23 protein-coding genes are annotated in these 26,273 nt (G+C 62.8%); 12 read left to right on the plus strand and 11 right to left on the minus strand.

The genetic code is table 11. The features are described from left to right. Nucleotides 1–92 precede the first annotated feature (92 nt). From CGL56_RS14840 to CGL56_RS14855, 4 genes are read left to right on the plus strand one after another with little or no spacing between them, the layout of a single operon-like run. Nucleotides 93–1,265: an acyl-CoA dehydrogenase family protein gene (locus tag CGL56_RS14840; RefSeq protein ID WP_320055061.1), complete on the plus strand. Its 1,173-nt coding sequence runs from the start codon at nucleotides 93–95 to the stop codon at nucleotides 1,263–1,265. Between the two features lie 24 nt (nucleotides 1,266–1,289). Beyond that, the gene (locus CGL56_RS14845) at nucleotides 1,290–2,222 is read left to right on the plus strand and encodes a geranylgeranylglycerol-phosphate geranylgeranyltransferase (protein WP_099107355.1); all 933 of its coding nucleotides are present in this window, start codon (nucleotides 1,290–1,292) and stop codon (nucleotides 2,220–2,222) included. A 1-nt stretch (nucleotide 2,223) separates the two neighbouring features. Continuing rightward, nucleotides 2,224–2,790 carry an acyltransferase gene (locus CGL56_RS14850; protein WP_099107356.1) on the plus strand — a complete coding sequence of 189 codons (567 nt, stop codon included), beginning with the start codon at nucleotides 2,224–2,226 and terminating at the stop codon, nucleotides 2,788–2,790. A 39-nt stretch (nucleotides 2,791–2,829) separates the two neighbouring features. Then, nucleotides 2,830–3,861 (plus strand): Gfo/Idh/MocA family protein, encoded by a 1,032-nt coding sequence (locus CGL56_RS14855; RefSeq protein WP_099107357.1) that lies wholly within the window; start codon nucleotides 2,830–2,832, stop codon nucleotides 3,859–3,861. Here the strand turns inward: CGL56_RS14855 and CGL56_RS14860 are convergent. Next, entirely contained in the window at nucleotides 3,847–4,254 is a 408-nt protein-coding gene (locus tag CGL56_RS14860) for a DUF3293 domain-containing protein (protein ID WP_167641698.1), read from the minus strand. The two genes, CGL56_RS14855 and CGL56_RS14860, sit on opposite strands and share 15 nt — an antisense overlap. A gap of 110 nt (nucleotides 4,255–4,364) precedes the next feature. On the opposite strand from CGL56_RS14860, the gene yidC reads away from it, so the two are divergent. From yidC to ettA, 3 genes are all read left to right on the plus strand, one after another. Then, the gene (gene yidC / locus CGL56_RS14865; RefSeq protein ID WP_099107359.1) at nucleotides 4,365–6,254 is read left to right on the plus strand and encodes a membrane protein insertase YidC; all 1,890 of its coding nucleotides are present in this window, start codon (nucleotides 4,365–4,367) and stop codon (nucleotides 6,252–6,254) included. A 71-nt stretch (nucleotides 6,255–6,325) separates the two neighbouring features. After that, the gene (locus CGL56_RS14870) at nucleotides 6,326–7,141 is read left to right on the plus strand and encodes a DUF6438 domain-containing protein (RefSeq protein WP_143470746.1); all 816 of its coding nucleotides are present in this window, start codon (nucleotides 6,326–6,328) and stop codon (nucleotides 7,139–7,141) included. 21 nt (nucleotides 7,142–7,162) lie between these two features. Next, nucleotides 7,163–8,845 carry an energy-dependent translational throttle protein EttA gene (gene ettA, locus CGL56_RS14875; protein ID WP_099107361.1) on the plus strand — a complete coding sequence of 561 codons (1,683 nt, stop codon included), beginning with the start codon at nucleotides 7,163–7,165 and terminating at the stop codon, nucleotides 8,843–8,845. On the opposite strand, the gene CGL56_RS14880 is transcribed toward ettA, so the two are convergent. Both CGL56_RS14880 and CGL56_RS14885 read right to left on the minus strand, forming a co-directional pair. After that, the gene (locus CGL56_RS14880; RefSeq protein ID WP_209280398.1) at nucleotides 8,835–9,251 is read right to left on the minus strand and encodes a hypothetical protein; all 417 of its coding nucleotides are present in this window, start codon (nucleotides 9,249–9,251) and stop codon (nucleotides 8,835–8,837) included. The genes ettA and CGL56_RS14880 overlap by 11 nt on opposite strands. Further along, nucleotides 9,251–10,504, minus strand: a complete 1,254-nt coding sequence (locus CGL56_RS14885) for a sulfite oxidase (protein ID WP_245184302.1) — start codon at nucleotides 10,502–10,504, stop codon at nucleotides 9,251–9,253. Before CGL56_RS14885 ends, CGL56_RS14880 begins: the two co-directional genes overlap by 1 nt. A gap of 62 nt (nucleotides 10,505–10,566) precedes the next feature. On the opposite strand from CGL56_RS14885, the gene CGL56_RS14890 reads away from it, so the two are divergent. The 3 genes from CGL56_RS14890 to pulA all read left to right on the plus strand — a co-directional run bounded on the left by CGL56_RS14890 (nucleotide 10,567) and on the right by pulA (nucleotide 13,585). Further along, a complete protein-coding gene (locus tag CGL56_RS14890) occupies nucleotides 10,567–10,746 on the plus strand; it encodes a hypothetical protein (protein WP_099107363.1) in 180 nt (59 codons plus the stop codon). 27 nt (nucleotides 10,747–10,773) lie between these two features. Next, nucleotides 10,774–11,559 (plus strand): alpha/beta hydrolase, encoded by a 786-nt coding sequence (locus tag CGL56_RS14895; RefSeq protein WP_099107364.1) that lies wholly within the window; start codon nucleotides 10,774–10,776, stop codon nucleotides 11,557–11,559. Between the two features lie 64 nt (nucleotides 11,560–11,623). Next, entirely contained in the window at nucleotides 11,624–13,585 is a 1,962-nt protein-coding gene (gene pulA, locus CGL56_RS14900; protein ID WP_245184299.1) for a type I pullulanase, read from the plus strand. Nucleotides 13,586–13,600: 15 nt separating this feature from the next. On the opposite strand, the gene CGL56_RS14905 is transcribed toward pulA, so the two are convergent. After that, nucleotides 13,601–15,103: a DUF6503 family protein gene (locus CGL56_RS14905; RefSeq protein WP_167641697.1), complete on the minus strand. Its 1,503-nt coding sequence runs from the start codon at nucleotides 15,101–15,103 to the stop codon at nucleotides 13,601–13,603. Nucleotides 15,104–15,158: 55 nt separating this feature from the next. Continuing rightward, nucleotides 15,159–16,088: a YheT family hydrolase gene (locus CGL56_RS14910; RefSeq protein WP_099107367.1), complete on the minus strand. Its 930-nt coding sequence runs from the start codon at nucleotides 16,086–16,088 to the stop codon at nucleotides 15,159–15,161. 124 nt (nucleotides 16,089–16,212) lie between these two features. On the opposite strand from CGL56_RS14910, the gene CGL56_RS14915 reads away from it, so the two are divergent. After that, nucleotides 16,213–16,824 (plus strand): DUF6992 family protein, encoded by a 612-nt coding sequence (locus tag CGL56_RS14915; protein ID WP_099107368.1) that lies wholly within the window; start codon nucleotides 16,213–16,215, stop codon nucleotides 16,822–16,824. 69 nt (nucleotides 16,825–16,893) lie between these two features. Here the strand turns inward: CGL56_RS14915 and CGL56_RS14920 are convergent, their stop codons facing one another. After that, nucleotides 16,894–17,952, minus strand: coding sequence for a hypothetical protein (locus CGL56_RS14920; RefSeq protein WP_099107369.1), 1,059 nt, complete (start codon nucleotides 17,950–17,952; stop codon nucleotides 16,894–16,896). Between the two features lie 214 nt (nucleotides 17,953–18,166). Here CGL56_RS14920 and CGL56_RS14925 point away from each other — a divergent pair, with 214 nt between their 5' ends. Continuing rightward, nucleotides 18,167–21,265 carry a ligand-binding sensor domain-containing protein gene (locus CGL56_RS14925; RefSeq protein WP_099107370.1) on the plus strand — a complete coding sequence of 1,033 codons (3,099 nt, stop codon included), beginning with the start codon at nucleotides 18,167–18,169 and terminating at the stop codon, nucleotides 21,263–21,265. Between the two features lie 2 nt (nucleotides 21,266–21,267). Here the strand turns inward: CGL56_RS14925 and CGL56_RS14930 are convergent, their stop codons facing one another. The 5 genes from CGL56_RS14930 to CGL56_RS14950 form a co-directional block, all read right to left on the minus strand. Further along, nucleotides 21,268–22,320 (minus strand): lactonase family protein, encoded by a 1,053-nt coding sequence (locus tag CGL56_RS14930; protein WP_099107371.1) that lies wholly within the window; start codon nucleotides 22,318–22,320, stop codon nucleotides 21,268–21,270. A gap of 24 nt (nucleotides 22,321–22,344) precedes the next feature. After that, a complete protein-coding gene (locus CGL56_RS14935) occupies nucleotides 22,345–23,826 on the minus strand; it encodes a sigma 54-interacting transcriptional regulator (protein ID WP_099107372.1) in 1,482 nt (493 codons plus the stop codon). Between the two features lie 496 nt (nucleotides 23,827–24,322). Next, nucleotides 24,323–24,862, minus strand: a complete 540-nt coding sequence (locus CGL56_RS14940) for a cob(I)yrinic acid a,c-diamide adenosyltransferase (protein WP_099107373.1) — start codon at nucleotides 24,860–24,862, stop codon at nucleotides 24,323–24,325. After that, on the minus strand, nucleotides 24,859–25,890 hold the full coding sequence (gene lpxD / locus CGL56_RS14945; RefSeq protein WP_099107374.1) for a UDP-3-O-(3-hydroxymyristoyl)glucosamine N-acyltransferase: 1,032 nt from the start codon (nucleotides 25,888–25,890) through the stop codon (nucleotides 24,859–24,861). The genes CGL56_RS14940 and lpxD overlap by 4 nt, the downstream gene beginning before the upstream one ends. An 18-nt stretch (nucleotides 25,891–25,908) precedes the next feature. Continuing rightward, a complete protein-coding gene (locus CGL56_RS14950; RefSeq protein WP_099107375.1) occupies nucleotides 25,909–26,193 on the minus strand; it encodes a hypothetical protein in 285 nt (94 codons plus the stop codon). Nucleotides 26,194–26,273 lie beyond the last annotated feature (80 nt).

The following is a 26,273-nucleotide window of genomic DNA, read 5'->3' on the forward strand; positions in this document are numbered from 1 at the left end:
ATCCCGGCTGTCGGCGTTAAGACGCCCCGGCCGCTAACATTTTACCGACTTTAACATTTAAGTTTTAGCCCTTTCACCAACCACCACCACCAATGACCGCAAATATGACCGCGCCGTCCACCACCACGGCGAGCGAAGAACAGCTGGAACTCATCCGGCAGAGTGCCGCGGATTTCGCGCGCACCAACATTTTCCCCCACGTAATGGAGTGGGACGAGAAGCAGCATTTTCCCCGCGACCTCTTCCGGAAGATGGGGGAGTTCGGCTTCATGGGCGTGCTCGTACCCGAAGAGTACGGCGGCAGCGGACTGAGCTACGCTGAGTACATCACCGTCATCGACGAGGTGGCCCAGGTATGCGGCAGCATCGGCCTGAGCCTGGCGGCCCACAACTCCCTGTGCACGAACCATATCCTGATGTTCGGCAGCGAGGAGCAGAAGCAGAAATACCTGCCCGCCCTGGCCAGCGGCGAGCACCTGGGGGCCTGGGGACTCACCGAACCAAACACCGGCTCCGACGCGGGCCGTATGCGCACCGTGGCGGAAAAACAGCCCGACGGCGGTTACATCCTGAACGGAGCCAAGAACTTCATCACCCACGGCATCAGCGGCGACGTAGCCGTGGTGATCGCCCGCACCGGTGAGCTGCTCGACAGCCACGGCATGACGGCCTTCATCGTGGAGCGGGGCGACGAGGGCTTCCGCGGCGGAAAGAAAGAAGACAAGCTGGGCATGCGCGCCAGCGAAACCGCCGAGATCATCCTGGAGAACTGCTACCTGCCCGCCGACCGCATCCTCGGAGAAGTGGGAGAGGGCTTCATCCAGAGCATGAAGATCCTCGACGGCGGCCGCATTAGCATCGCCGCCCTCAGCCTCGGCATTGCCAAGGGAGCCATGAAGGCCGCCCTGGCCTACAGCAAGGAGCGCGAACAGTTCGGCAAGGCCATCAGCCGCTTCCAGTCCATCGCCTTCAAGCTGGCCGACATGGCCACCGAAATCGAAGCGGCGGAACTCATGACCCGGAACGCCGGCCGCCTCAAGGACGCCGGACTGCCCATGACCCGTCAGGCGGCCATGGCCAAGTTGTTCGCCTCGGAAACGAGCGTACGCGTTGCCAACGAGGCCGTACAGATCTTCGGAGGTTACGGATTCACCAAGGAATACCCCGCTGAAAAGTACTACCGCGACTGCAAGCTCTGCACCATCGGGGAAGGCACCTCCGAGATCCAGCGGCTGGTCATCAGCCGCGATTTGCTGCGGGACTAGGGTCGGCAGCGTATCTTGCCGGCCATGGAGCGATTGCCCTTATTTGATCTGTTTCGGCTGGTTCGGATGCAGAACCTCCTGGTCGTAGCCCTCACCCAGGTATTGATTTACTACCGCATCATCCTCCCCGCCCTCGACGCGGAGGGGATTGCCGGGGTGCTGCGCCCGTGGAAGTTCTTCGAACTGTGCCTCGTGACGGTGGCCATCACCGCCTCCGGTTACCTGATCAACGACCTGCGCGACGTGCGCATCGACGCTATCAACCACCCCGGCAAGAACATGGTCCTGAAGGTGGGCCGGCAGAACGTGCAGTGGCTCTTCGCCGCCATCGTCTTTGTCGGCTACCTGTTCGCCCTGCTGCTGGCCCTGCGGCTGAACGAGCGGCAACTGCTCTTCCTCTTTCCCCTGGCCATCGGCATCCTGGCCCTCTACAGCGCCACCCTGAAGCGCATGCCCTTCATCGGCAACTTCCTGGTGGCGCTGTACTGTGCCGGCGTGCCGGGCATTTTGGTGCTCACCGAACGCAAGGCCCTGGCGCGGCTGTATGAGTTGAATCCCGCCCTGGCCACCGATACCCTGAGGGTATGCCTCCTCTTCATGGTCTTCGCCTTCGTAGCCACCCTGCTGCGGGAGCTGGTCAAGGACCTCGAGGACCTGAGGGGCGACCGGCAGGAAGGGCGGCGCACCCTGCCCGTGTTGCTGGGGGTAGCCAAGAGCCGACAGCTGGCCATCGGACTGGGCCTCATGGTACTCATCTCTATCGCCAGTCCCGTATTTCTGGGATGGCCCGCCTTCCTCCAGCCTCCCATGCTCACCTGCATCGTGCTGTTGCTGCTGGCGGTAGCCATCATCGTCGCCCAGCTGCTCCGGGCGCGGCAACAGGTCGACTACCACAAGCTCAGCACCCAGATCAAGTTTCTCCTGGTGGGCGGCCTCGGCCTGCTGATCTTTTTCTGATATGGATTATTACGTACACCCCACCGCCGTCGTTGACCCCGGCGCCCGCGTAGGTGCCGGCTCCCGGATCTGGCACTTCTGCCACCTGATGCCGGACTGCGAGCTGGGTCCCGACTGTAACCTGGGGCAGAACGTCTTTGTGGCCGGGGGGGTGCGGCTCGGCAGCGGGTGCAAGGTGCAGAACAATGTGAGCCTCTACTCCGGACTGCAGGTGGGGAACGACGTATTCATTGGTCCCTCCGCCGTATTCACCAACGTAAACAACCCCCGGGCCGCGGTGGACCGACGCGGGGAGTACGCCTCGACCATCGTCGAGAACGGGGTAACCATCGGGGCGAACGCCACCATCGTTTGCGGCATCACGCTGTCCACCTACGCCTTCGTGGGGGCGGGGGCGGTGGTGACCCGCGACGTGGCCCCCTACGCCCTGGTGGTGGGCACCCCCGCCCGGCAGATCGGCTGGATGAGCGCCGCGGGCTACCGCCTGGACTTCGACGTGCGTGGGCGGGCGGAGTGCCCGGTGTCGGGCGTCTACCACCTCGAGGACGGAATCGTGACGCGGGAATAGGGAGTTGCCGCCGGACGGACATTACCTTCGCGCCCCACCATGAAACTACGCTTTGCCATCGTCGGGCTCGGCCACATCGGCCGGCGACACGCTACCCTGGTAGCCGCCCATCCCGGTGCGGAACTGGTGGCCGTGTGCGAACCCCGGGGGCAGGAAGAACTGACCTGGCCGGAAGGCGTGCCCCGGGTACCCCGTTATGCCGACCTCCGGGAATTGCTGGCGGCCGTCCCCTGCGACGTAGCCTGCATCTGCACCCCCAACGGGCTCCACGCCACCCACGCCATCGACTGTCTGGAAGCGGGCCGCCACGTGGTGGTCGAAAAGCCCCTGGCCCTGACCGTAGCGGAGTGCGACGCCATCATCACGGCGGCCGAAAGGACGAACCGGCGGGTATTCGGCGTAATGCAAAACCGCTACAGCCCAGCCTCCGCCTGGTTAAAGGAAACCGTCGCTTCCGGCGGACTGGGGCAAGTACTGCAGGTACACCTGGACTGCTTCTGGAACCGCGACGAGCGGTACTACCGGCAGCCGGACGGCTCCCCCCACCCGTGGCATGGCGATCCGCAGCTGGACGGCGGCGTGCTCTTCACCCAGTTTGCCCATTTCCTCGACCTGCTGTGCTGGACCTTCCCGGGGGTGACCGCCACCAACGCCCGGCTGGTGAACCAGGCCCACGCCCACCTTCACCCCTTCGCCGATACCGGGATGGTGCAGTTCGCGCTGTCCGGAGGCGGGCTGGGTAGTCTCACTTTCAGTACGGTGGTCTGGGACCGCAACTTCGAGTCCACCTTCACGGTCATCGGCAGCCGGGGGACGGTAAAGCTCGGCGGGCAGTACATGAACGAGCTGCGGTACTGCCACGCGGATGGTTTCACGGCACCTGCGCTCGCGCCCAGTCCTGCTTCCAATAATTACGGACCCTACCAGGGCTCGGCGGCGAACCACCACTTCGTGATCGACAACGTCGTGGACGTGCTCAATGGCCGGGCGGAAGTGGCCACCACCGCCGCCGAGGGGCGGGACGTAGTGGCCCTGATCGAGGACATCCACCGGCTTTCAGAGCCACACTAAATCCGGACTTTCCCCCCGCCGGCCCACCACGATGGCATGTTGCTGGTAGAGGCGGCCAATGGCGCAGCCGGCTTCCGGTGAGGGGTCCAGCAGGCATACGCCCCGCTCTTCGGGCCAGCCGCCCTCCGGATCGCTGCCCGCGGCGGCCACGTACGGCATGCCGCGGCGGTCGAGCAGTTCGATAAGGGTGTGGTGGCGCGCCTCATTGACCGGCTCGGGCAGTGGGGTGGAGTAGGGGTTGAAGGCGGTCAGGATCAGGTAGTACCGGTGACCCCGCCGCGACAGCCAGGCGTCAAAATCGGGGTGGGGTTCGTCTATTTTAAGTTCGTAGCCGTTCACTACGTAGACGGCATTGCGGTAGGCCTGGGCCAGTTTTTCGTCGGGGGCTTTCATAGACTGATCCGGGTGAGGAGGTGGCATAACGTATTGCGGTGTACCTTTGCGGCCCCAAAAGAACCGGGCTGCGGCCGTCGGGTTGCCCCTTTCAATTAAAAGACCCTGCTATGGAGATGGACAGAACTTCCATCATCGGTATCGTCCTCATCATGCTGCTCTTCCTGGGGTGGCAGTACGTCGCCGCGCCCAGTGCCGCGGAGATCGAGCAAGAGCAGCGCTACCAGGACTCCCTCGCCGCCCTGAGCGAAGCGGAACTGCGGGAAGCGGAATCCCCCCGGGCGGATATCCTGCCGGTTGACCCCACCTCCCTGTCCGACTCCGCCCGCCTGGCCCAGTACGGTGGTCGCTTCGGCGCCTTCGCCGCCTCGGCCGTCGGAACCGCCGAAGACGTGGTACTGGAAAACAACCTCATGAAGCTGACCTTCTCTACCAAGGGCGGCTCCATCAAGGTGGCCGAACTGAAGAACTACGACAAGGTCGTGGAACGTGAAGGCGACGAGGAAGTCCACCTGCCCCTGCTGCTGCTGGAAGATGAGCAGAACAAGTTCGAGTACATCCTGCCCGTCAACGGCGTGGCCGGTGAAGGGGTGCGCACCAGCGACCTCTACTTCACCCCTACGGTGGAAGGCAATACGGTGATCCTGCGCGCCGCCGCCGCCGGAGGAGGCTACCTGGAGCAGAAATACACCCTGCCCGACGACACCTACCTGATCGATTACGACGTACGCTTTGAAGGCCTCAACTCCGTGCTGGCCAACACCAACGGAACGGTACAGCTCTACTGGGAGAACCACCTCGACAAGATCGAGAACAACAGCCAGTACGAAGCGAACTACTCCACCCTCTACTACAAGCCGGTGGACGACGACACGGACTACTGCTCCTGCACCAGCGACGACACCGAGGAGCTCGACGACCAACCCCTGAAGTGGGTGGCCGGCAGCCAGCAGTTCTTCACCTCGGCCCTGATCGCCGACGACCGCTTCAGCAGCGCGGTGCTGACCACCATCGCCGACACCGACCGCCTCCAGGACGACGAGCTCAAGGTGCTGGTCTCCAACCTGGCCGTCCCCGTGGGCACCTCCCCCTCGGAGAGCTTCGGCATGTCGTTCTACGTGGGCCCCAACGAATTCGAGCGGCTGCGGGCCATCGGCTACGACCTCTCGGACGTGATCAGCTTCGGCTCCTCGATTTTTGGCTCGATCAACCGGTGGATCATCCGTCCCCTGTTCAACTTCCTGTCGGGCTTCATCGGCAACATGGGCATCGCCATCCTGGTGCTCACCCTGCTGGTGAAAATGCTGGTCTACCCCCTGACCTACAAGATGCTCGTCAGCCAGTCGAAGATGCAGGTGCTCAAGCCCGAGATCGACAAGCTGAAGGCCAAGCACAAGGACGACGCCCAGGCCCAGCAGATGGAAACCATGAAGCTGTACCAGGAATACGGCGCCAGCCCCCTCGGCGGCTGTTTGCCCATGGTACTGCAGATGCCCATCTGGTTCGCCCTGTACCGCTTCTTCCCGGCCTCGATCACTTTCCGCCAGGAGAACTTCCTCTGGGCCAATGACCTGAGTACCTACGACAGCATCCTGCGCCTGCCGGAGTGGATTCCCTTTATGCAGGGCCACCTGAGCCTTTTCGCCGTGCTCTGGGCCGTCACCACCGTGATCTACGCCTACTACAACAGCCGGCACATGGACTACAGCGCCCAGCCCATGATGAAGTACTTCCAGTACATCATGCCGATCGCCTTCCTGGGCTTCTTCAACAGCTTCGCCGCCGGTCTGACCGCTTACCTGTTCTTCAGCAACGTGTTCAACATCCTGCAGACGATCATCACGAAGAACTTCATCATCGACCAGGAGAAGCTGCGCGCCAAACTGGACGCCAACAAGAAGAAACCGAAGAAGAAGTCCGGCTTCAGCGCCCGCCTCCAGGAAGCCCTCAAGGAACAGCAGCGCGCCCAGGCCGCGGCCCAGGCCAAGAAGGGCAAGTAGCGCAATCGCCGCAAGGCGGTAGTGAAACAATGCGGCCGGAATCGGTTTTTGCAGAAGTACAAGCCTTTGCCATGATGCCACATCCGACCTCGCTGTTCCTGACCCTCCTGTTCCTGCTGTGCCTTTCGTGCTCCCGCCAGCCGGTGGGCGTCACCGCCGGATCAGCCAGCACGGTAGCACCCGCCCCGGTGGCCGACGGCGCCGTACGTCCCGATCCTGAAGTGGAGGCGGCCATCGCCGAGCGCGCGGCCCCCGAATCCATGGACGCCCGGGCCCCGGAGGACCCCGGAGCAGCACCCCTGCCGGACGCCGCCGCCGTGAAGGCCCAGCGCCGGGAAGAGGTGAGGGCCCGCCGCCGCACGGTGCCCCAACCGCCCATCGAGTCCAATGAAACGGCCGAGATCGAAAACCAGGCCAGTCTCGGACAAGCCCCCCTGGCCGAGCCCGGATACCGGGAGGAAGCGGCCGCGGACAACACCGAGGTGCCGCTGTTTTCGTTCCGCAAGTCCAACTGCTACGGCGACTGTGAAGCCTATACCTTCGACCTGAAATCCGGGGGCATGACCTCCCTGCTGGTCGACCAGGGGGAGATTGCCCAGGGCCTCTACAACCGCCAGCTGTACTCCGTCGATTACGCCGAACTCAACCGGTCGATCGACAGCCTGCGCCAGCTCGACCTGGCGCCGGTCTACCCGGTAGGGGAGGAGATTCCCGCCGACATTCCCTACCGCCAGCTCATCCTGCCCGACGGGGAGGGCAAGCCGCGGGAGGTAAAGGTCTACTACGAGGCTCCCCCGGCCCTGGAACGGTTCATGGACCGCCTGGAAGTACTCATCGGGGAACAGGCCTGGGAACGGGCCACCCCCCAGCCCCGCAAACGCAACTAACGCAATATTACACCACCCATTATGGCAGAAAACAAAGTGATTTTTTCCATGGAGCGGGTCTCCAAGACCTTCCCCGGAGCGAACAAGAAAGTCCTCAACAACATCTGGCTCAGCTTCTTCTACGGAGCCAAGATCGGCGTCCTCGGCCTCAACGGCAGCGGTAAATCCACCCTGCTGAAGATCATCGCCGGCGTCGACAAGAACTACGAAGGCAACGTCGTCTTCGACCGCAACTACAAGATCGGCTACCTGGAGCAGGAGCCCACCCTTGACCCCACCAAGACGGTCCGTGAGATCGTCGAGGAAGGGGTGCAGGAAACGGTCGACCTGATGAAGGAGTACGAGGAAGTGAACCTCAAGTTCAGCGAGCCCATGGACGACGACGCGATGAACAAACTCATCGAGCGACAGGGCGAACTGATGGAAGAACTAGAGAACCGCAACGCCTGGGAGCTCGAGAACCGCATCGATACGGCCCTGGAAGCCCTGCGCTGCCCGCCCGACGACGCCAAGGTGGACGTGCTATCCGGCGGGGAACGCCGCCGTACGGCCCTGGCCCGACTGCTGCTCAGCAACCCCGATATCCTGCTGCTGGACGAACCTACCAACCACCTGGACGCGGAATCCGTTGACTGGCTCGAGCAGTACCTGCAAAGCTTCCCCGGCACGGTGATCGCCGTGACCCACGACCGCTACTTCCTCGACAACGTCGCCGGCTGGATCCTTGAACTCGACCGCGGCGAAGGCATCCCCTGGGAAGGCAACTACTCCAGCTGGCTGGAGCAGAAAGCCCAGCGCCTCGCCCAGGAGGAGAAGCAGGAGAGCAAGCGGCAGAAGACCCTCAAGCGGGAGCTCGAATGGATCCGCATGGCCCCCAAAGCCAAACAGAGCAAGGGTAAGGCCCGCCTGAGTGCCTACGACAAACTGGTCGGGGAGGAAGGCCGCGAACGGGAAAAGAACCTTGAGATCTACATTCCGCCCGGGCCACGCCTCGGCGACGTAGTCATCGAGGTGAAGAACCTGAAGAAGGGCTTCGGCGACCGGGTCCTGTTCGACGACGCCACCTTCACCATCCCCAAGAACGCCATCGTGGGCATCCTCGGCCCCAACGGAGTCGGTAAATCCACTTTCTTCCGCCTTCTGGTCAACGAGCAGGAGCCGGACGCCGGGGAGATCAAGATCGGCGATACGGTGGAGATCAGCTACGTAGACCAGGCCCACACCCAACTGCAGGATGGCAACAAGACCATCTACGACGTGGTCAGCCAGGGCCATGACATGATCGAGGTAGGAAATACCTCCGTGAACGCCCGCGCCTACCTGAGCCGCTTCAACTTCGCCGGTGCCGACCAGCAGAAGAAGGTTGGAATGCTTTCCGGCGGAGAACGCAACCGCCTGCAGCTGGCCATGACCCTCCGCGAAGGGGGCAACGTGCTGCTACTGGACGAACCGACCAACGACATCGACATCAATACGCTGCGCGCCCTGGAGGACGCCCTCGACAGCTTTGCCGGCTGCGTGCTGGTGATCAGCCACGACCGCTGGTTCATCGACCGCCTGGCGACCCACATCCTCAGCTTTGAGGACGAAGGCAACATCCGCTTCTTCGAGGGGAACTACAGCCAGTACGAGGCCGCCAAGAAAGCCGAACTCGGAGACGTGACGCCCCGCCGTCCGCGCTTCAAGAACGTCATCAATCGGTAGGATTGAGGATGTACCACTCAATGTCCCCGAGGGGCGGCCGCCGGCCGCTTTCCTCGGGGGCATAGTAGGTGGCCAGGTAGTCCAGGATAGGCCCTTCCTGCTCCCCCAGGTCCCAGAGGCCCTGCTTTTCCTGCATCCAGTGGATCATCTCCAGCCAGCCCTCCCGGGTGGCGCGGTTCTGGGTCACCAGCTTGGCGCTGTGGCAGGCCAGGCAATTCCCCTTGACCAGGAGGTAGTCCCCCTCGGCGATCAGGCCGGTATCCGCGTCGAGCCCGTCCACGATGCGCGAGGGCTTGGCCTCCGTGGGGCGGGGTTCCGGTTCGCGGTCGGAGAGCAGATAACCCCCCACGGCCACGGCCACCAGGAGAAGGAGTAAAAGGGTATACCGCAGGGTACTGGACATCATCAAACGACTTTAACGGCGATGCGGTGGCAGGCGTTGTTAAGGTAACCGCGGGGGTTCCAGCCGGGCAATACCATGGGCTGGGAGCGGCCGGCGGTGTCCGTCGCCCGCGCCCAGACTTCGTAGTAACCGGGCTTGGGGAAGTTTACCCGCGCCGAGAAATGCTGCCAGGCGAAGCGGTTCGCCGGAGCCGCCAACTGGCACCGCGACCAGCTGCTGCCGAAGTCGATGCTGTACTCCATGCGCTCCACGGCCGAGCTGCCACACCAGGCGTGGCCGGCGATCGACAGCGGCGTCCCCCGCTCCACCACCGCTCCGGTGCGGGGTGAGGTGATCAGGGACTTTACGGGCATTTCCAGGATGATGCACATGTCCTCGTCCTCAACGGTCGTACCCGGCGCCACGGGTTCACAGGGTACGCGGTAGGACTGTCCGCCCATCTTCTCGCCGTCGTGTACCTGGTCGCGCACGACAATTTCCGAAAGCCATTTCCCGGAGCAGCTGGCGGGGTAGCCGCCGAAGACCAGCCGCAGGGGGTAGCCGTTCAGCAGGGGCAGGGGTTTGCCGTTTAGGGCCCAGGCGATGAGGCTCTCGTCCTCCAGGGCCTTGGCGATGGGCACGCCCCGGGAGATGACCACCTTGTCGGGGTCGCCGCTGAGGTGGGTGTCTTTTCCGTAGTAGCCCACGTAGACGGCCCGCTTGCGGTCGTAACCGGCGGCCTCCAGCACGTCCTTCAGCCGAACGCCGGTCCATTTCGGGCAGCCTACCGCACCGGTACTCCACTGGTTGCCGCGGGCGGGCGGACTGAACTCCTTGCGGCCGTTGCCCCCGCATTCCAGGGTGAGCTGATAGGTGTGGGCGGTGAATCGCCGCTGCAGTTCTTCCAGGGTGAAGGTCACCGGTTCCGGTACCGCCTCGCCCGCGATCCGCAGCGTCCAGTCGCCGGGCAGGGAGGTCGGCAATTCGGGAAGTCCCCGGGGCACGGCGCCGTTGTTGCGCACGAACATCAGTTCAGCGGGGGTCACCTTGTCGTTCAGCAGGTGGGCCGGGGTTTCGGCGTTCACGGGGCGGTCGTTGAGCACCGTCAGGCCCGGATGTTTGCCGGGGAGCGGGTCCGCGGGTTCCAGGCCGAGCAACTGAACGCCGGCGGGTAGGCTGGCCGCATAGACGACCGGCAGGCCCGCCAGGGCGAGGAATTTTCTGCGATTCAGGGAGGACAGAAGGCAAGGATTTTGGGGACGGGCAAGATAAAACAATCCGTCGGTTGCCCGGCGGACGCCGGCGGCGGGGAAGGTGTATCTTGGCCGAAAATTACGTCGTGAAGAAAACCCTGGCTTTGGCATTCACCCTGATCGGCGCCGTCGCTTTGGCCGCCGGTGTACTCGCCATCTTCAATCCCGGCCAGCTGGCCCTCGGGCAAAATGCCTGGGGCGTAGCCATCGTAGGGGTCATATTTTTCATCACCGGAATGGGACTCCTGCGTTCCGTCCCGGAATAAACACCCCCCACGGGGCCGCCGTCAGCCATGCAGTGGATCAAACGGATCACCCTCTTCTTCCTCCTCAGCTACGTTCTGCTGTGCGGGCTCCTTTACTTTTTCCAGGAGCGTTTCATCTTTCACCCCCGGGCGCTGCCGGCCGACTACGCCTTCGAGGTAGGGGAGGAGATGACCATCTCTACGGCGGACGGCGTTCCCCTGAACGTCTTGGCCTTCCGGCAACCCGAAGCCAAGGGTGCGATCCTCTTCCTCCACGGAAACCGGGGCAGCAACCGGCGCAGCCTGCGGCAGACGGAAGGCCTGGTCGGGGCCGACTACGACCTCTACCTCTATGATTACCGAGGCTACGGCAAAAGCGGGGGCTCCATCGTTTCGGAAGAGCAGCTGTTCGCGGATGCCCAGACCGTCTACGATTCGCTCCGCCAATACTACGCCGAGGAGAACATCATCCTGGTGGGGTATTCCCTGGGTACGGGAATGGCCAGCTACCTGGCCGCCAACAACCACCCCCAACATTTGATCCTGGCCGCACCCTACGCCAGCATCACTGCCATGAAGAACCTCTGGCTGTGGATGGTGCCCGACTTTATCCTGAAGTACCCCCTCAATACCCGGGAAAACGTGGCCCGCGCCAACTGCCCGGTGACCGTACTGCACGGTCGGCGCGACGAGCTGATCCCCTACGCCATGGCGGAAGAGATCCGCGAAGCCGCCCCCGACCGGGTCGAACTCATTCCCTTGCCGGAGTCGGGGCACCGGGGTGTTATCTTAGACCCACTCTTTACCGAAACGGTGCTCAAGGCCATCCGCTGAGTCCGTGGCGCGCAAATCCTCCTCCTTGAGAGCTCTACTATACGTTTGTTTAACCCTGACCTGCTTGACCTGCTCCGACCCGCGGCCCCAGTACGATACGCTGGAAGATTACCCCGTCTACCCCTACGGTGACCTGGGGGTGACCTACACTCCGAACTCCACCACCTTCAAGCTCTGGTCGCCCGCCGCCCAGGCCGCCCGGGTCAAGCTCTACACCGACGACCGGCCCACCACCCAGGCCCACGCTACCCTGGATTTGGAGGAGATCAACCGCGCCTGGACCGCCACCGTCCCGGAAGACCTGGACGGTACCTACTACACTTTCCAGATCAAGCGCAACGGCCGCTGGCTGGCTGAAGCCACCGATCCCTACGCCCGCGCCACGGGTACGAACGGACTGCGGGGACAGGTGGTCGACCTCTTTGACACCGATCCCCCCGGCTGGGAAACAGATCGCCGCCCCGCTATGGGGGCACCCACCGACGCCGTTCTGTATGAACTCCACGTGCGCGATCTGAGCATGGATCCCCACTCGGGAATCGAACACCGCGGGAAATTCCTCGGGCTTACCGAGCGGGGCACTACCACCCCCCGGGGCGATACCACCGGCCTGGACCACCTCATTGAACTGGGCGTGACCCACGTCCACCTGCTGCCGAGTTTCGACTTCGTAAGCGTCGATGAGTCCCGCCCCGACTCCACCCAGTACAACTGGGGCTACGACCCCCAGAACTACAACGTGCCCGAAGGGAGCTACTCCACCAATCCCGCCGACGGCAAGGTGCGCATCCGGGAGTTCAAGGCAATGGTACAGGCCCTCCACGCCGCCGGTATCCGCGTCATCATGGACGTAGTGTACAATCATACGGGGCGGACCGAGAACAGCAACTTCCAGCTGCTGGTCCCCGACTATTTCTACCGCTTTAACGAGGACGGCACCTACAGCGACGCCAGCGCCTGCGGCAATGAGATTGCCAGCGAACGGCCCATGGTGCGCAAGTACATTCGGGAATCGCTGGAGTACTGGGTCGACGAGTACCACGTCGATGGATTTCGCTTCGACCTGATGGGCATCCACGACATCGCCACGATGAATGACGTCAGCGAAACCCTCCACAGCATCGATCCCACCATCCTGCTGTACGGCGAAGGTTGGTCGGCCGGCCCCAGCCCCCTGCCCGAAAAACAACGGGCCCTCAAGGCGAATACCTCCGAGCTGATTCAGATCGCCGCCTTCAGCGATGACCTCCGCGACGCCCTTAAGGGCAGCGTCTTCGAGCATGAGGAACGCGGCTTCGTGAGCGGCGCCACCGACCTGGCCGAATCCGTCCGCTTTGGGATCGTGGCGGCCACCGCCCACCCCCAGATCGAGTACGACAGCATCAACTACAGCGAGGGGCCCTGGGCCAAACAGCCGGGTCAGTGCGTGAATTACGTAAGCTGCCACGACAACCATACCCTCTGGGACCGCCTCGAAATCAGCAATCCCCGGGATCCGGTATGGCTGCGCAAACGCATGCACCACCTGGCCCTGGCCACGGTGCTGACCTCCCAGGGCATTCCTTTCCTGCACGCAGGTAGCGAGATATTGCGCTCCAAGGGCGGCGACGAGAACAGCTACAAGAGCAGCGACGAAGTAAACGCCATCAAGTGGGACGACAAGGGCCGCCACGGGGAGACCTTCCGCTACGTCCGCCACCTGATCGCCCTGCGCAAGGCGCATCCCGCCTTCCGTCTGGGAGAAACGGAACTCATCGCCCGCCACCTCACCTTCACCGACGATGGCCGCGACGGACAGTTGATTGCCTACCGCATCCAGGATGCCCCGGGCGACCAGTGGTCGGACATTTACGTCGTGCTGAACGGGGCCCAGACCATACGGCGGGTAACCCTGCCCGAAGGGGAATGGCGCCAAGTGGTCGACGGTACCGCGGTGGACCCCACCGGCATCGGGCGTTCCCTCACCGACAAGGCGGACGTGGATCCAGTAAGCGCCAATGTCTTCGTCCGTCAGGTGACCCAGTAAGGCGTTGGTGGTGGGCTACTGACGGCCATCGACCACCCGGTCCGTGCCGAGGTAGCGGTTCTCCCGGGTATGGTACCAGTGACGGGTAGCGGGCAGGATTAGGCCCTCGATCTCCGCCTCATCTTCCAGCAGGATGTACTCTCCCGATGCGGGACCTTCGGCCGCGTGGTAAAAGCGGTAGCCCTGGAGAGCGTAGGATACCGGGTCAAACAGGAAAAACCACACGTCACCCCCGGTGTCCGGGGTATAGTGCACCTCCAGCTCGAGCATTTCACGCCCGTCGTACCATACCCGATGGACCCGGGGCTGGAGGAGGGTGCCCGCGTCGGAGAGTTTCATGGGCAAACCCCAGAGATAGTCGTAGTAGTCGCGCAGCAGCTCAGCCCGCTCCCGCGTTAGCCGGTTGGCCCGGAGCAGGGAATCGGAAACTTCGCTTTCGCCCTGGTAACGATAGCTGAACTCGTCGTTCTGGATACTCAACTCAATCCGTTTCCCGCCGCTGTATTGCTGAAGGGCGAAGTCGCCGGTGCCGGGGGACAGGGTCAGGCCGGTAAGGCGGGTGTCGCCACCGGGTCGCGATTCGGAAAGCCAGAAGCCGTAGGGCTGGCGGCCCCATACTCCCCGGGGATCGTGGTAGCGGATGCTGCGCGAAAGCAGGGTGTCGGGGAGGAGGTCCACGGGTTCCCGCGACCACTCGCGGAGCGACCGTTCGTTCATCCGGATGTAGTGGTCGTTGCCCGCCTCCCGGGCCAGGTCCAGGCTGGTTTGCATCAGGCGGTGTGCCAGGGTGTCGTTGCCCAGTTCCCGTTCGATGAGGGCCTGGCGGCGGGTGCGGCCGAACTGCGGACCGGTGGCGGCCGCCCAGCGGTCGATCCAGGTTTTGGCCAGCGACAGGTTCTCCGTTTCCAGATAGTAGCGGGCGGCTTCGTAGTAGTCGTTGGGGTCGGAGGCGGGGTTGAGGTGCTGCCGGGCTTCCTGGGCCACCCGCTGGTCGGTGTCCAATTCCAGGGGCAGGCCCACCCGGTACCACTCCCACTCCAGCACGAGTTCGGCTGCGGAGTGGGCAAGGTTCATCCACCGGTATTCCAGGCTCTCCACCCGGCGGGACAAGCGTTCGGCGGGGGCGTCGAAGCGCAGGACATCGGAGGCCGCATTGTATTCCTGGGCGCCCCAGCGGTCGGTCACGGCATTGAGGATCCAGGTCCAGGCCGTATCGCGCCGCGGGATCAGGTAGAGGGAGTAGGTGCCGGCCGGAACTTCGTTGTCCCCGATGCGGACCGGGGTGGAAAATTGCAGCAGGGTGTTCTCGTTGGCCCCGGCCCGCCAGACTTCCCCGTAGGGCACCAGGTCGCCGAAGATGAGGCGTTGGCGAACCGACGGACGGTGGTAGTCCACGGACAGCTCCGTGTATCCTGCGGTAACGGCGTGACGGGCCGGCTGGCTGGCGGGCGGGGCCACAAACTGGGCTGCCGCGGGGGTGGGCAGGATCAGCCACAGCAGCAATAGGAAACGAAGCATGGGGAAAGATTGAAGGGGCGGCTTAGCCCCTCCCATTATACGGCGGCGGACCGGTTCATCCATTTTCCACGAAGGCCAGGGCGCGCTCGTCCATACCGTTCCAGTCCTTGCCCCGGAGGGAAAAGCCCACGTGGCCACCCCCGCGGGGTTGCTCCACCCGGATCAGGGGGTGGCCACGCGCCAGGTCCACCGGCGTACACGCCTCCGGTACGATGGGGTCGTTGAGGGCGTTGACGATGAGGACGGGGACGGCCGTTTCTCCCACGTAGTTGCCCGAGGAGAGGTAGTCGTAGTAGGCATCCAGGTCGTCGTACCCCCCGATGACCGCCGAGAACGCCCGGTCAAAATCCCGCCATACGGCCACCCGGTCGAGGGCGGAGAGGTCGACCAGACCGGGGAACTGGGCTTCCTTGGCGGCAATTTTCGCCGACAATGAGCGGAAAAATTTCTGCTTGTAGATCCAGTTGTCGGGGCGTTCCAGGCTGTCCACGCTGTGCTGGATAAAGCAGGGGGCCGAGAAGGCTACCCCGTGGGTCACCGCTTCCGGCACCTGCCGCCCCGCCGTGCCCAGGTACTTCAGGGTAAGGTTCCCTCCCATACTGTAGCCGATCAGTACGATGCGGTCATAGCGGCCGGTGGCCACGGCGTGGTCGACCACGGTTTCCAGGTCTTCGCTCTGTCCGTGGGAGTAGAGCTTGGGCGTCCGGTTCATTTCCCCGGAACAGCTGCGGCAGTTCCAGGCCAGGGCGTGCCAGCCGTGACGGGCGAAGTAGTGGGCCGCGCTGGCGATGTAGGCGCGGTGGCTGTCGCCCTCTAGTCCGTGGCTCAGGATGACGAGCTGGCGGCTGTCTCCGCGTTCGAGCCAGTCGAGGTCGAGGAAATCGCCGTCGGGAGTGTCGATCCGCTCGCGGCGGTAGGCGATATTAACCCGGGCGAAAAGGTGGGGAACAATGGTCTGGTAGTGGCCGGTGAAGCGTTGGAGCATAAACGGAAGGGCGTAAGCGCGCCGGTTTTCGGGGTATGGCGGAGCGGGTGCCATGAAAACCAAAGGACAGCCGGGTAGTTTGGTTTGGGGGGCATTCCACCCCTTCTTTCCCAGCTCCCGTCGTATGAAGTACCCCCTCCTCCTGCTGTTCGCCCTGTTCCTGGGCACCCGCGCTCCGGCGCAATCCCTTCCTGCCTCGCCCTTCCCCGACGAATACCGTACGGCGGAAGCCCTGGAAACGGCCCGCCTGCGTCACCAGCAGACGGCCATGCTCGTCCTTGGTGGATGGGCCCTGGGCAATATCGGACTCGGACTGGCGCTGAGGTCCCGGCGAACGGGGGAGGACCGCCGCTTTCACGAAATGAATGCCCTGTGGAATACCGTCAACCTGGGCATTGCCGGACTGGGCTACCTATCCGTGGCCCGCACCGATCCCACTGCCCTGGGCGCCTTTGCCAGCCTGCTCGAAAACCAGGGCCTCCAGAAGATACTACTGTTCAATGCGGGGCTGGACGTGGGGTACCTGGCAGGGGGCTTTTATCTGCTGGAGCGGGCGCGCCGCCCGGATGTCGATCGCGACCGGCTGCGTGGCTACGGGCGCAGCATCATTTTACAGGGTGGCTTTTTGCTGGCTTTCGACCTGGTCAACTATTTCCTCGCGGCCGGCCGCAATCCGGACTACGCGCCGCTGCTGGGGGTGACGTCGGAAGGGGTAGGGCTCACCCTGGGGTTCTGAAAAAAAAAGCGCCCCGCGCCGGAAATCCGGGGCGGGGCGCTGAAAATAACAGTAGGTTGTTCTGGTCGACTAGCGATTTGTCGAACCGAAGGACTTGGCGTCCTTATTCTGGCTAACCAAATCGTTCAGCACTTTCTCGGCGGCGTCGAAGAAGGTGTAGACGTGCTCCTTCTGATCGGTAAGCAGCTGGTCGGGATTAATGGCTTCCGCGGCCTGCTTGAGTTTATCGAGCTGGGACTGGGGGGTAGAGAAGCGGTCCTGGGTGGCTATTTCGCTCAGCAAGCTGGCGGTGTGCTTGAAGGCATCAGCCGCGTAGTCGGCGTGTTCGTCACTGTGGCGGTCGGTCTGCATGGCTTTTGCCTTTTCCAGGATCAGCCCTTTCGTTGCGGTGAAGTTTCCAATGGAAATGGCTTCGGCGTTCTTCATGGCTTCTACGGCGTTGAGGAGCTTGTTCAGCCCTTCGCCGATGAATTCGTGGTTGAGATCGACCTTGCCGTCGATGTTCATGGTGGCCCAGCGGTTAAAGTCGTCGAGTTCCCGTTGGTAGCTCACGTAACCGGGCTCCAGTACTACCAGGGTAGGAATGGAACGGAGCAGGCGCATCCGGTCGACCCGGTCCTTGAAGGCGGCGTCGAGGGCAAAGAACTTCAGCGCTTTTTTAGCGCCGATTTCGTCGTCCAGCCGGTCAAAGTAGTCCTTCTTCAGCTCCATTTCGGCGATGTCGAGTTCCCAGTAGTCTTCAATGAACTCACCCGTTTCACCGAGTTCGTCCTTTGGAGTATCGTCTTCGGACATTTCTTCCCGGTACTGGTTGATCAGGTTGCGGCGGCGGGCGGTGATGGCCTCCTTATCGCGCTGGTAGTCGTCGAATATCGGGTCGAACTCATTGATTTCGTCTTCGGACAACTCCATGGCCTCGATGGCGGTCTTACGGAAATCGACCATCAGGCGGGTGTTCACCATGCGTTCAAAGTCGCTGTTGTCGAGCTTGGGCTGGTCGATGTCGGCCTGCATGCCGGGTTTGGCCATCTTGTCCTGGGAGCGATCAATGCGCTGGTTGATCTCCTCCTGGGCGGCCAGGGGTAAACTGAGTGCGAGGGTAAGTAAGGCTAAAAGGAAGTTTTTCATAAATGTAGGGGTTATGTTATTCAATAAACTGTGGATCAGCTGATTAATTCGCTTGATCTGCTATATAACGGGAAGCCCCCGGGGGGATGTTCGGCAAAGGTCCGGGTATCGGGCCCGGGGGGAATTCGTCGGCCGTTCCCTACCGTCGTATCTTGGCCATAACTTGTCTCCGCTGAATCTCGTTACCTTAAGAAATCCACCCGCGGCCCATTCCGTGAAAGCTTTCTGTACCCTCCTGTTGCTGTTCCTGGTTGCCACCCTGGGTGGACAGGCCATGCGCATTGAGTACTTCACGGTGACGGATGGCCTAAGCACCCGCGACATCAACGACCTCCACATCGGAGACGACGGCTACCTCTGGGTGGCCACCATGGACGGGCTGAACCGCTTTGACGGTCACGGCTTCGTGTCCTTCGGGCAGGGCCTTGGCAACGAGCCCGGATTGAGCCGGGGCGCCATTGAGAGCGTTCGGGCCGACAACGATGGCCATCTCATCATCACTTTCAATGAGTTCTACGGTTACTTCGACCGCTTCGATCCGCGGGATTTCTCCGTCGAGCAGGTGCGCATGGTGCCCAGTACCGGGGTGGTGGGGTATCCGCGCACGATTGAGACGGACCAGTTCGGGCGCACCTTCGTGGTGACCATCGGGCAGGCGGGGACCATCATCTACGAATACACCAACAAGGGATTCGAGGCCATCTATCAGCAGCCCGACGACGGGTGGCTCACCTTTGCCCCGCGGATCGAGCTGCTGCCCCTCACCAATGGACAGTTCCTGCTCTACGATGAGGAGCACGGCTTTCGCCACCTGTCGGCCAACGGGGAACTGCTGGGTACCTTCTTTCCCCCCCAGACCGCCCAGCGGCGGCTCTACACCATGGCCGAGGGCCCGGACGGCTATGTCTACCTCAGTTTCCGCGACGGCTATCCGCTGTACCGCTGGTTGCCCGAAGGGGACGAGGGGCCCGAGCCCGTTCCCGACCTGGACTCCGGGCTCCACTACACCCGCATCTTCCGCGACGAACTGGGGCAACTGCTGTTGCTCGGCACGGAGGACATCCTCGGAAAACAGTACCCCGATGAGTATTACCTCATCGATACCGCGGGCCACTTTCAGTTCTTCGAGCGGGAGTTGCCCACCAACCGACTGGTGACCAGTATCGCCGCGGTGAACTTCAACGAGACGGCCTACCTCGGCCTCCGGGAAGGCCTCGGGGTCATGGAGCGGTACGTCAAGTCGATCGGGAACTACCTGAACGAGGATTCGGGGGAATTGTACCGGAGCCCCGTCCAGGGCATCGCCGAGGATTCCGCCGGTACGGTCTACATTGCCGACGCGAGCGGCGCGATCTATACCATGGCCCGGGGGAGCCGGGAGCTGGAGCAACTTCCGCTGGTAGACACCGCCGGCGCGCCCGTGCTGGTGAGGGAAATCCGCCAGCTTATCTACGACCGTATCCGGAACGCCATCTGGGGCGTGGCCCAGCCGTCCGGACTCAGCAAGGGGGGGCTGCTCCTGCGCTATAATGTCGCTACGGGCATCACCGAAACCTACGCCTCCACCTACCCCCTGATTTGCCTGGCCATGGCACCCCAGGGAACCATTTACCTCGGCGCCACCGATCCCCGCAAGGTGGGGCTGCTGCTGCAGTACGACGAGCGTACGGGCGGATTTGCCGAGCTGGTCGACTACGAAGGCAACCAGGTGAGGATCCGCGGCCTGCGCATCAACTATCTGGTACACTCCCGGAGCGGACAACTCCTCCTCGGCACCCGGCAGCGGGGCCTGATCGGTTACGACCCGGCTACGGGACGTTCTCATGTCTACAGCAAGTCGGACACCTCCCGCCAGGCCATCGAGATGAATGCCCTGACCATCAACTGCATCTACGAGGACATCGGCGGCAAGTGGTGGCTGGGTACCGACGCCGGCCTGCGCATCATCGACCCCCACAGCGGTACCGAGCGCAGCTACGGCCGGCAGGACGGGCTGAGCAGCAATACGGTGGTGGGCATCGTGCCGGACTCCACCGGGGGCTACTGGCTTTCTACCCACAACGGCCTTGTCCACCTGCCCGATGACCTCGACAACGGAACCTTCCGTCGGTACTACATGGAAGATGGCCTGGCGTCCGACAATTTTAACCGCTACTCTTTCCTGCGCGACCGCAGCGGCCGCTACTTCTTTGGCGGGGACAACGGGCTTTCCGTATTTCGCGACGACGACCTGAGCGTAGAGTCCGCCGGTTCCGACGTGATGATCACCGAAGTCGTCATCTACGGGCGGGGAGAAACCCGGACGCTGAGCCGCAACCTGGACCAACTCACGGACATCGAGATAGGGGCCAGTGAAAAAAGCATTGCCGTCTCCTTCGCCCTGCCCGTCGGACAGCGGCCCAGCCTGACCCAGCTGCGCGTCAAGCTTGACGGCTTTAACGAAAGCTGGCGCGAACTGCGCAACGAGCGTACCGTCCGCTACAACAACCTCCCCTCCGGCAGGTACCAGTTGCTCGTGCAGGCCGCCGGCGCCAACGGGAACTACGGCGACCAGGTACTCACCCTCAACATCCGGGTGCGACAGTACCTCATCGAGCGGACGTGGTTCCAGTTCCTCATCGCTACCGTCATCGTGGGCCTCTTCTTCTTCATTCTCCAGGCCAAGCTGCGGGAACGGCTGAGGAATGAGCAGTTGCGTACCCAGCTGAGCAGCGACATCCACGACGAGGTGAGCGGACTGCTGGCCGGCATCACCCTCCAGGCGGAACTGCTGCAGCACCGCACCGACGACGAGAAATTGCGTACCCGCCTCCAAACCGTCGGGGAGGCTGGCCGCAACGCCATGTCAAAGATGAGCGACGTCATCTGGAGCATCGACAGCCGGCGCGACAACATCGGCAACCTCCTGCAGCGTATGCAGGAACACGCGGATGAAGTGCTACTGCCACTCGACATCCGTTACGACTTCAGCGCCAAGGGCTTCAACATCGAGAGGGAACTTGCGGGTAACGTTCGCCAGGATCTGTATTTCATCTATAAGGAAGCCATCAACAACATCGCCCGCCACAGCAACGCAACCTACGTGGAGATCGAGCTGGAGCAATATGCCCAGACCTTCGAGATGTTTATCCGGGACAACGGGGAGGGCAAGAAGAGCGAGGAGTACCCGGTCTATTCCAGCACCCGCTTTACGCCCAAGAAGGGGCAGGGAAAGGACAACATGCGCATGCGCGCCCAGCGGTTGCGGGCGGAACTGACCATTGACGATCGTGCCGGCTACACCCTGATCCTCCGGATGCGCCGCCTGTCCTGAGACTAGAGGCCGGGCATCCAGGCCAGGCTCGTAGGACTGGGTACCTTGCGGATAACGTGGTTGAGGCGCAGTCCGCCCCCCGCGCCAACGCGGAATACCCCGATGCTGTGGTCCTGGAGGTTGGCCGCAAGTAACCACTGGTCGTCTGGGCTGAGTAGGATATCCCGTGGCCGGAGTCCCCCGCTCGGCAGGGTGTCCCTCAGGGTCAGCAGCGGCTTGGCCGCCTCCAGCCGCAGGGCGGAGATCACGCTGTACTTGCGTTCGCTGACGTACACGTTCCGGCCGCCCCGATCCAGCCGGATGGCCGCCCCGCTGGTGCCTTCCACCACCCGTTCGGGAAGGGTAGGGACGTTGAGGGCCACCCGGGGGGCACCTTCCCTCAGATCCACCAGGGCCAGGCGGCCGCGGTACTCGAAATTCACCAGCAGGTATTCACCCGAGGGGTGCAGCACCAGGTGACGGGGGCCCGATCCCTCAGGAAAATGAATCGTCCAGTCGCGGCGCTCCGTAAGTAGTCCATCCGGGCTCCGGTCGAAGATGCGCAGGCGGTCGGATCCCAGATCGCAGAGGTAGACCCGGGAGCGGGCGGCGTCGTAGACCGAGCAGTGGGCGTGGGGGTCGGCCTCCCCCGCGGAAAGCGTGATGCGTTGGCGCACTTCCCCGATCCGACCGTCGTCTTCGAGGCTGACCACGTGCACCGTACCGCTGGCGTAACAGCTTACGATGAGGCTGCGCTCGGCCAGCGCCACGTGGCAGGGGGCATCACCTTCCAGGCTTACGTTGCTGGTGGGCTCGAACACTACCTTGTTTCCCTTACCGCGCTGCAGCCGGAAAGCGGTGACCCCGGCCCCGTCCTGCCGGCTGCATTCGCGTACGCCATACACCATCCGCCGCGCGGGATCGGTACAGGTGTAGCTTGGATTCGTGGTCTTGCCGTGGCCCCGGTATTCCAGGCGACCGTCCTTGGGGGAGAAGTCATAGGCCGAAATGCCACTGGCCTTTCCCGGGGCATCGTCAGACATGGTAGCGGTGTAACCGCCTACAATCAATAGCATACTTGATGGTTTCGGTAGGGTGGGCTACCGGAAGTCGATATCCTCGCCTCCAAACATATCGGCCAGGATGTCCCGGAAGTTCAGGCTGTTGTGGAGGGCCTCCTTATTAAGGACTTCCATTTCGGCCAGGCCCTGGAGTACCAGTTCCATGTAAAGGTAGGTTTCGGCGTCGGAGAGTTTGCGGTCGAGGTGACCGGTGACGAACTTCCGCAGTCCGGCTACCTGGTCGAGGGCCGCCTGGTATTCCTGGTTGCTGCCGTCGTTGAGCAATTCCACCACGTTGCCGCCGCTGAAGTAGGCCCGGATAATGCCGTAGGGGTCGCTGTCCCCGCGGCCATCGGCGGCCACGTCGGAAGGATCGGGGAAGTGGGCGAGGAAAGAGGTCTTGATGGACTGTCCCAGCAGCTTCATGGCGACGCCGTAGGCGCCTTCCTGCTCTCCTTCGTAAACAAGCTCCACCTTGCCGGTGATGGCGGGCACCACGCCCCAGAAGTCGGTAATGCGGGCCACGGTATGCGCATCCCCGCTGAGCAGCGCCCGGCGCTCGGCGGTGGACACGAGATTTTCCAGGGCGGTGATGCTGAGGCGGGCGGATACGCCGGATTTTTCGTCGATGTATTCGCTGTCGCGGGCGGCAAAAGACAGTTGCTCGAGCATCACGTTCAGCAACTCCGGTACCTCCACCCGTTCGCGCTGTTCATCGGCCAGGGTAGCTTCCTGGGCCGTGATGCTGCGGGCGATCTCCACCGTTTTGGGGTAGTGGGTGAGGATCTGGCTTTCGATGCGATCCTTCAGGGGGGTAATGATGCTGCCCCGGTTGGTGTAGTCTTCGGGGTTGGCGGTGAAGAGGAACTGGATATCCAGCGGCAACCGCAGTTTGAAGCCCCGGATCTGGATGTCGCCCTCCTGCAGGATATTGAACAGGGAGACTTGAATGCGCGCCTGCAGGTCGGGGAGTTCGTTGATCACGAAAATGCCCCGGTGGGCGCGGGGCACCAGTCCGTAGTGGATCACCCGCTCGTCGGCGTAGGTGAGCCGCAGGGTGGCCGCCTTGATGGGGTCCACGTCGCCGATCAGGTCGGCCACGGAGACGTCCGGCGTGGCCAGCTTCTCAACGTAGCGGTCGCTGCGGTGCCACCAGTCGATGGGGGTTTCGTCGCCCTTTTCCCGGATGAGGTCGGAGGCAAAGCGGCTGATCGGCGCCAGGGGGTCGTCGTTCAACTCACTGCCGGCCACCACGGGTACGTATTCGTCCAGCAGGTTCACCAGCAGGCGGGCGATGCGCGTCTTGGCCTGCCCGCGCAGTCCCAGCAGCAGTACGCTGTGGCGACTCAGGATCGCCCGCTGCATGTCGGGGAGCACGGTGTCGTCGAAGCCGATAATGCCGGGGAATACTTCTTCTTTATTACGGAGGCGCTGTATAAGGTTATCGCGTAATTCTTGCTTTACACTGCGGGGGGTGTAGCCGGACGCTTTCAGCTCACCGAGAGTTTTGGCCTGGGCCATAGATGCTTGGTTGTCGTGGGGAAAACTGTTAAACGGCTGGCGCAGGGATTGGTTGTGAAGCCGCCGGGGCCGCTGGCGAAGCGGGGGAAAGCCAGGCATTAAGCCATTCGACTATCGAAAATTTCCGCAGAAAAATCGGCCTTACGACTGAACAAAAAAATTATTGCCCATTCTGGAAAAAATGCGTATATTAGGTTGATTTTCAATCTGACTACTAAACTATCGCACTATGGATATTTTCGCTTTAGCCCTGATCCTCATGCTGATCCTGGCTACCCTCTTCCTGATCGGTTACTCGATCTACCGCCTCGTATCCGGGTTCTCCAACCCCGTCCACTAAACACGATCTATCGCAGCATCTCTACTAAACCGATTTAGTGTTATCAAACCGGGGATGGCCTTCGCTACCAGCGAATGGTCCATTCCCGGTTTGTCATTTGGGCAAGGATTTTCACGGGTGGCCCAGACGGTGACCATCCTGCCGGTTCAGCCACTTTCAGGATTCCCATTTAATTTCCTCTACCCCGGCGGTGTGCGCCAGGTAGCGGGCCAACACGAAAAGGTAGTCGCTCAGGCGGTTCAGGTAAACGATCACCGCGGTATCGGCTCCCTCGACTTCCACAACCCGGCGCTCGGCGCGGCGGCAGACGGTGCGTGAGAGGTGGGCGAAGCTGACGGGGGGACTCCCGCCGGGCAGGATGAAGTGGGTCATGGCGGGCAAGGTCTCGTCCATTTCGTCCATATACGCCTCCAGGTCACCCGCTGCGTTTTCCGGCACCCGGTAGGCGTGGTCGGGGCGATCGTCCGCCAGGGCGGCTCCCAGGGCGAACAGTTGCCGCTGCTGATCGAGGAGCTGGGCGCGGACGCGGGTTCCCGTTTCTCCATCGGGATCCAGGTGGTCCCTCAGGAGGCCGAGGCAGGCGTTCAACTCGTCGATGGTCCCGTAGGCTTCCACCCGGGGGTCGGCCTTGCTCACGCGGCGGCCGCTGAAGAGTCCGGTTTCTCCCCGGTCGCCGGTGCGGGTATAGATTTTCATGGTTCGAGCTTTTTTTCCAGCCGCGCGATGCGCTTGTACAGCTCGGGCAGACGGGTGTGCAGCAGGGAGCTCTTGATCCAGTCGCGGTATCCAAAGGCGGGGGAGCCGGCCAGGGCCTGGTTCGGTTCGCGGATGTGGCGGGCGATGCCCGACTGCGCCTGGATGTTGGTACCGTCGGCAATGGTCAGGTGACCAGCGAAGCCCACCTGTCCGCCGATGCGGCAGTTGGCCCCGATCTTGGTCGATCCGGCCACGCCGGCCTGGGCCGCGATCACCGTATTGTTGCCGATCTCCACGTTGTGGCCGATCTGGATCAGGTTGTCGAGCTTCACGCCTTGACGGATCAGGGTAGAGCCCATGGTGGCCCGGTCGATGGTGGTATTCGAACCGATTTCCACGTGGTCTTCGATGATGACGTTGCCCACTTGGGGAATCTTGCGGTAGTGATTGTCCCCGTCGGGCAGGAAGCCGAAGCCGTCGGCCCCGATGACCACGTTGGGGTGGAGCACGCAGTGGTTGCCGATTACGCAGTCGCGCAGGATGCGGGCCCCGGGGTAGATGGTACAGTGCTCGCCGATGCGCACGTTTGGCCCGATGAAGACCTGGTCCAACACCACGGTGCTGGCTCCGATCCGGGCCCCGCTGCTGATGACGGTAAACTTGCCCACCCGAACATCTTTGCCCAGCTGGGCGTCGTCTTCCACGCAGGCGTGCTGGCTTACCTGGCGGACGGTTTTGGTGGCCTCGTCCTGCTGGTAGATCTCCAGCAATCCGCGGACCGTCTCGTAGACGTTGTCGACCCGCAGCAGGGTAGTGGATAGCTCGTTTTTGGGCTGGAACTGGCGGCTGACGAGTACGGCGGCCGCCTCCGTTCCGTAGAGGTGGTGTTCGTAGGCCGGGTTGGCCAGGAAGGTGATCTGCCCCTGGCCGGCTTCCTCGATCCGGGCGGGTCCGGTAATCATCACGTCGGGGTCGCCCTCGAGGGCGGCTCCGATCATCTGGGCGAGGGCCGCGGCGGATATTTGCATGAGGGTAAGGCTTAGGCGTTAAATGATGTTGGGCAGGCTGTCGGTCTCGTCGGCTGGCGGCGAGATGCGCTGCAGGACGTCCGCCTGAATGCGCTGCATTTCCTGAAACTGCCGGAGTACGGCCGCGCGGAAATTCTCGTCGACGTACGTCCGCAGGTGGCCCATGTTACTCAGCCGCTCTCCCTTGCGGAAGCGGTAGATCTGGGTGATCCCACCCAGTTCGAACTGCACCGGAAAGCGACCGTCGTTTTCGAATACGGTGATTTGCATCCGGGGGTCCGGCAGTCTACCGATGATGCGCATGGTGGATAAGGGTTTCCGGCAAAAGTAGGGAATGCCGGAGCAAATCCGCCCGCCGGGCGGACGACTACCCAAAAGCCGGC

The organism is Neolewinella marina (genome assembly GCF_002631205.1).
GTDB lineage: Bacteria > Bacteroidota > Bacteroidia > Chitinophagales > Saprospiraceae > Neolewinella > Neolewinella marina.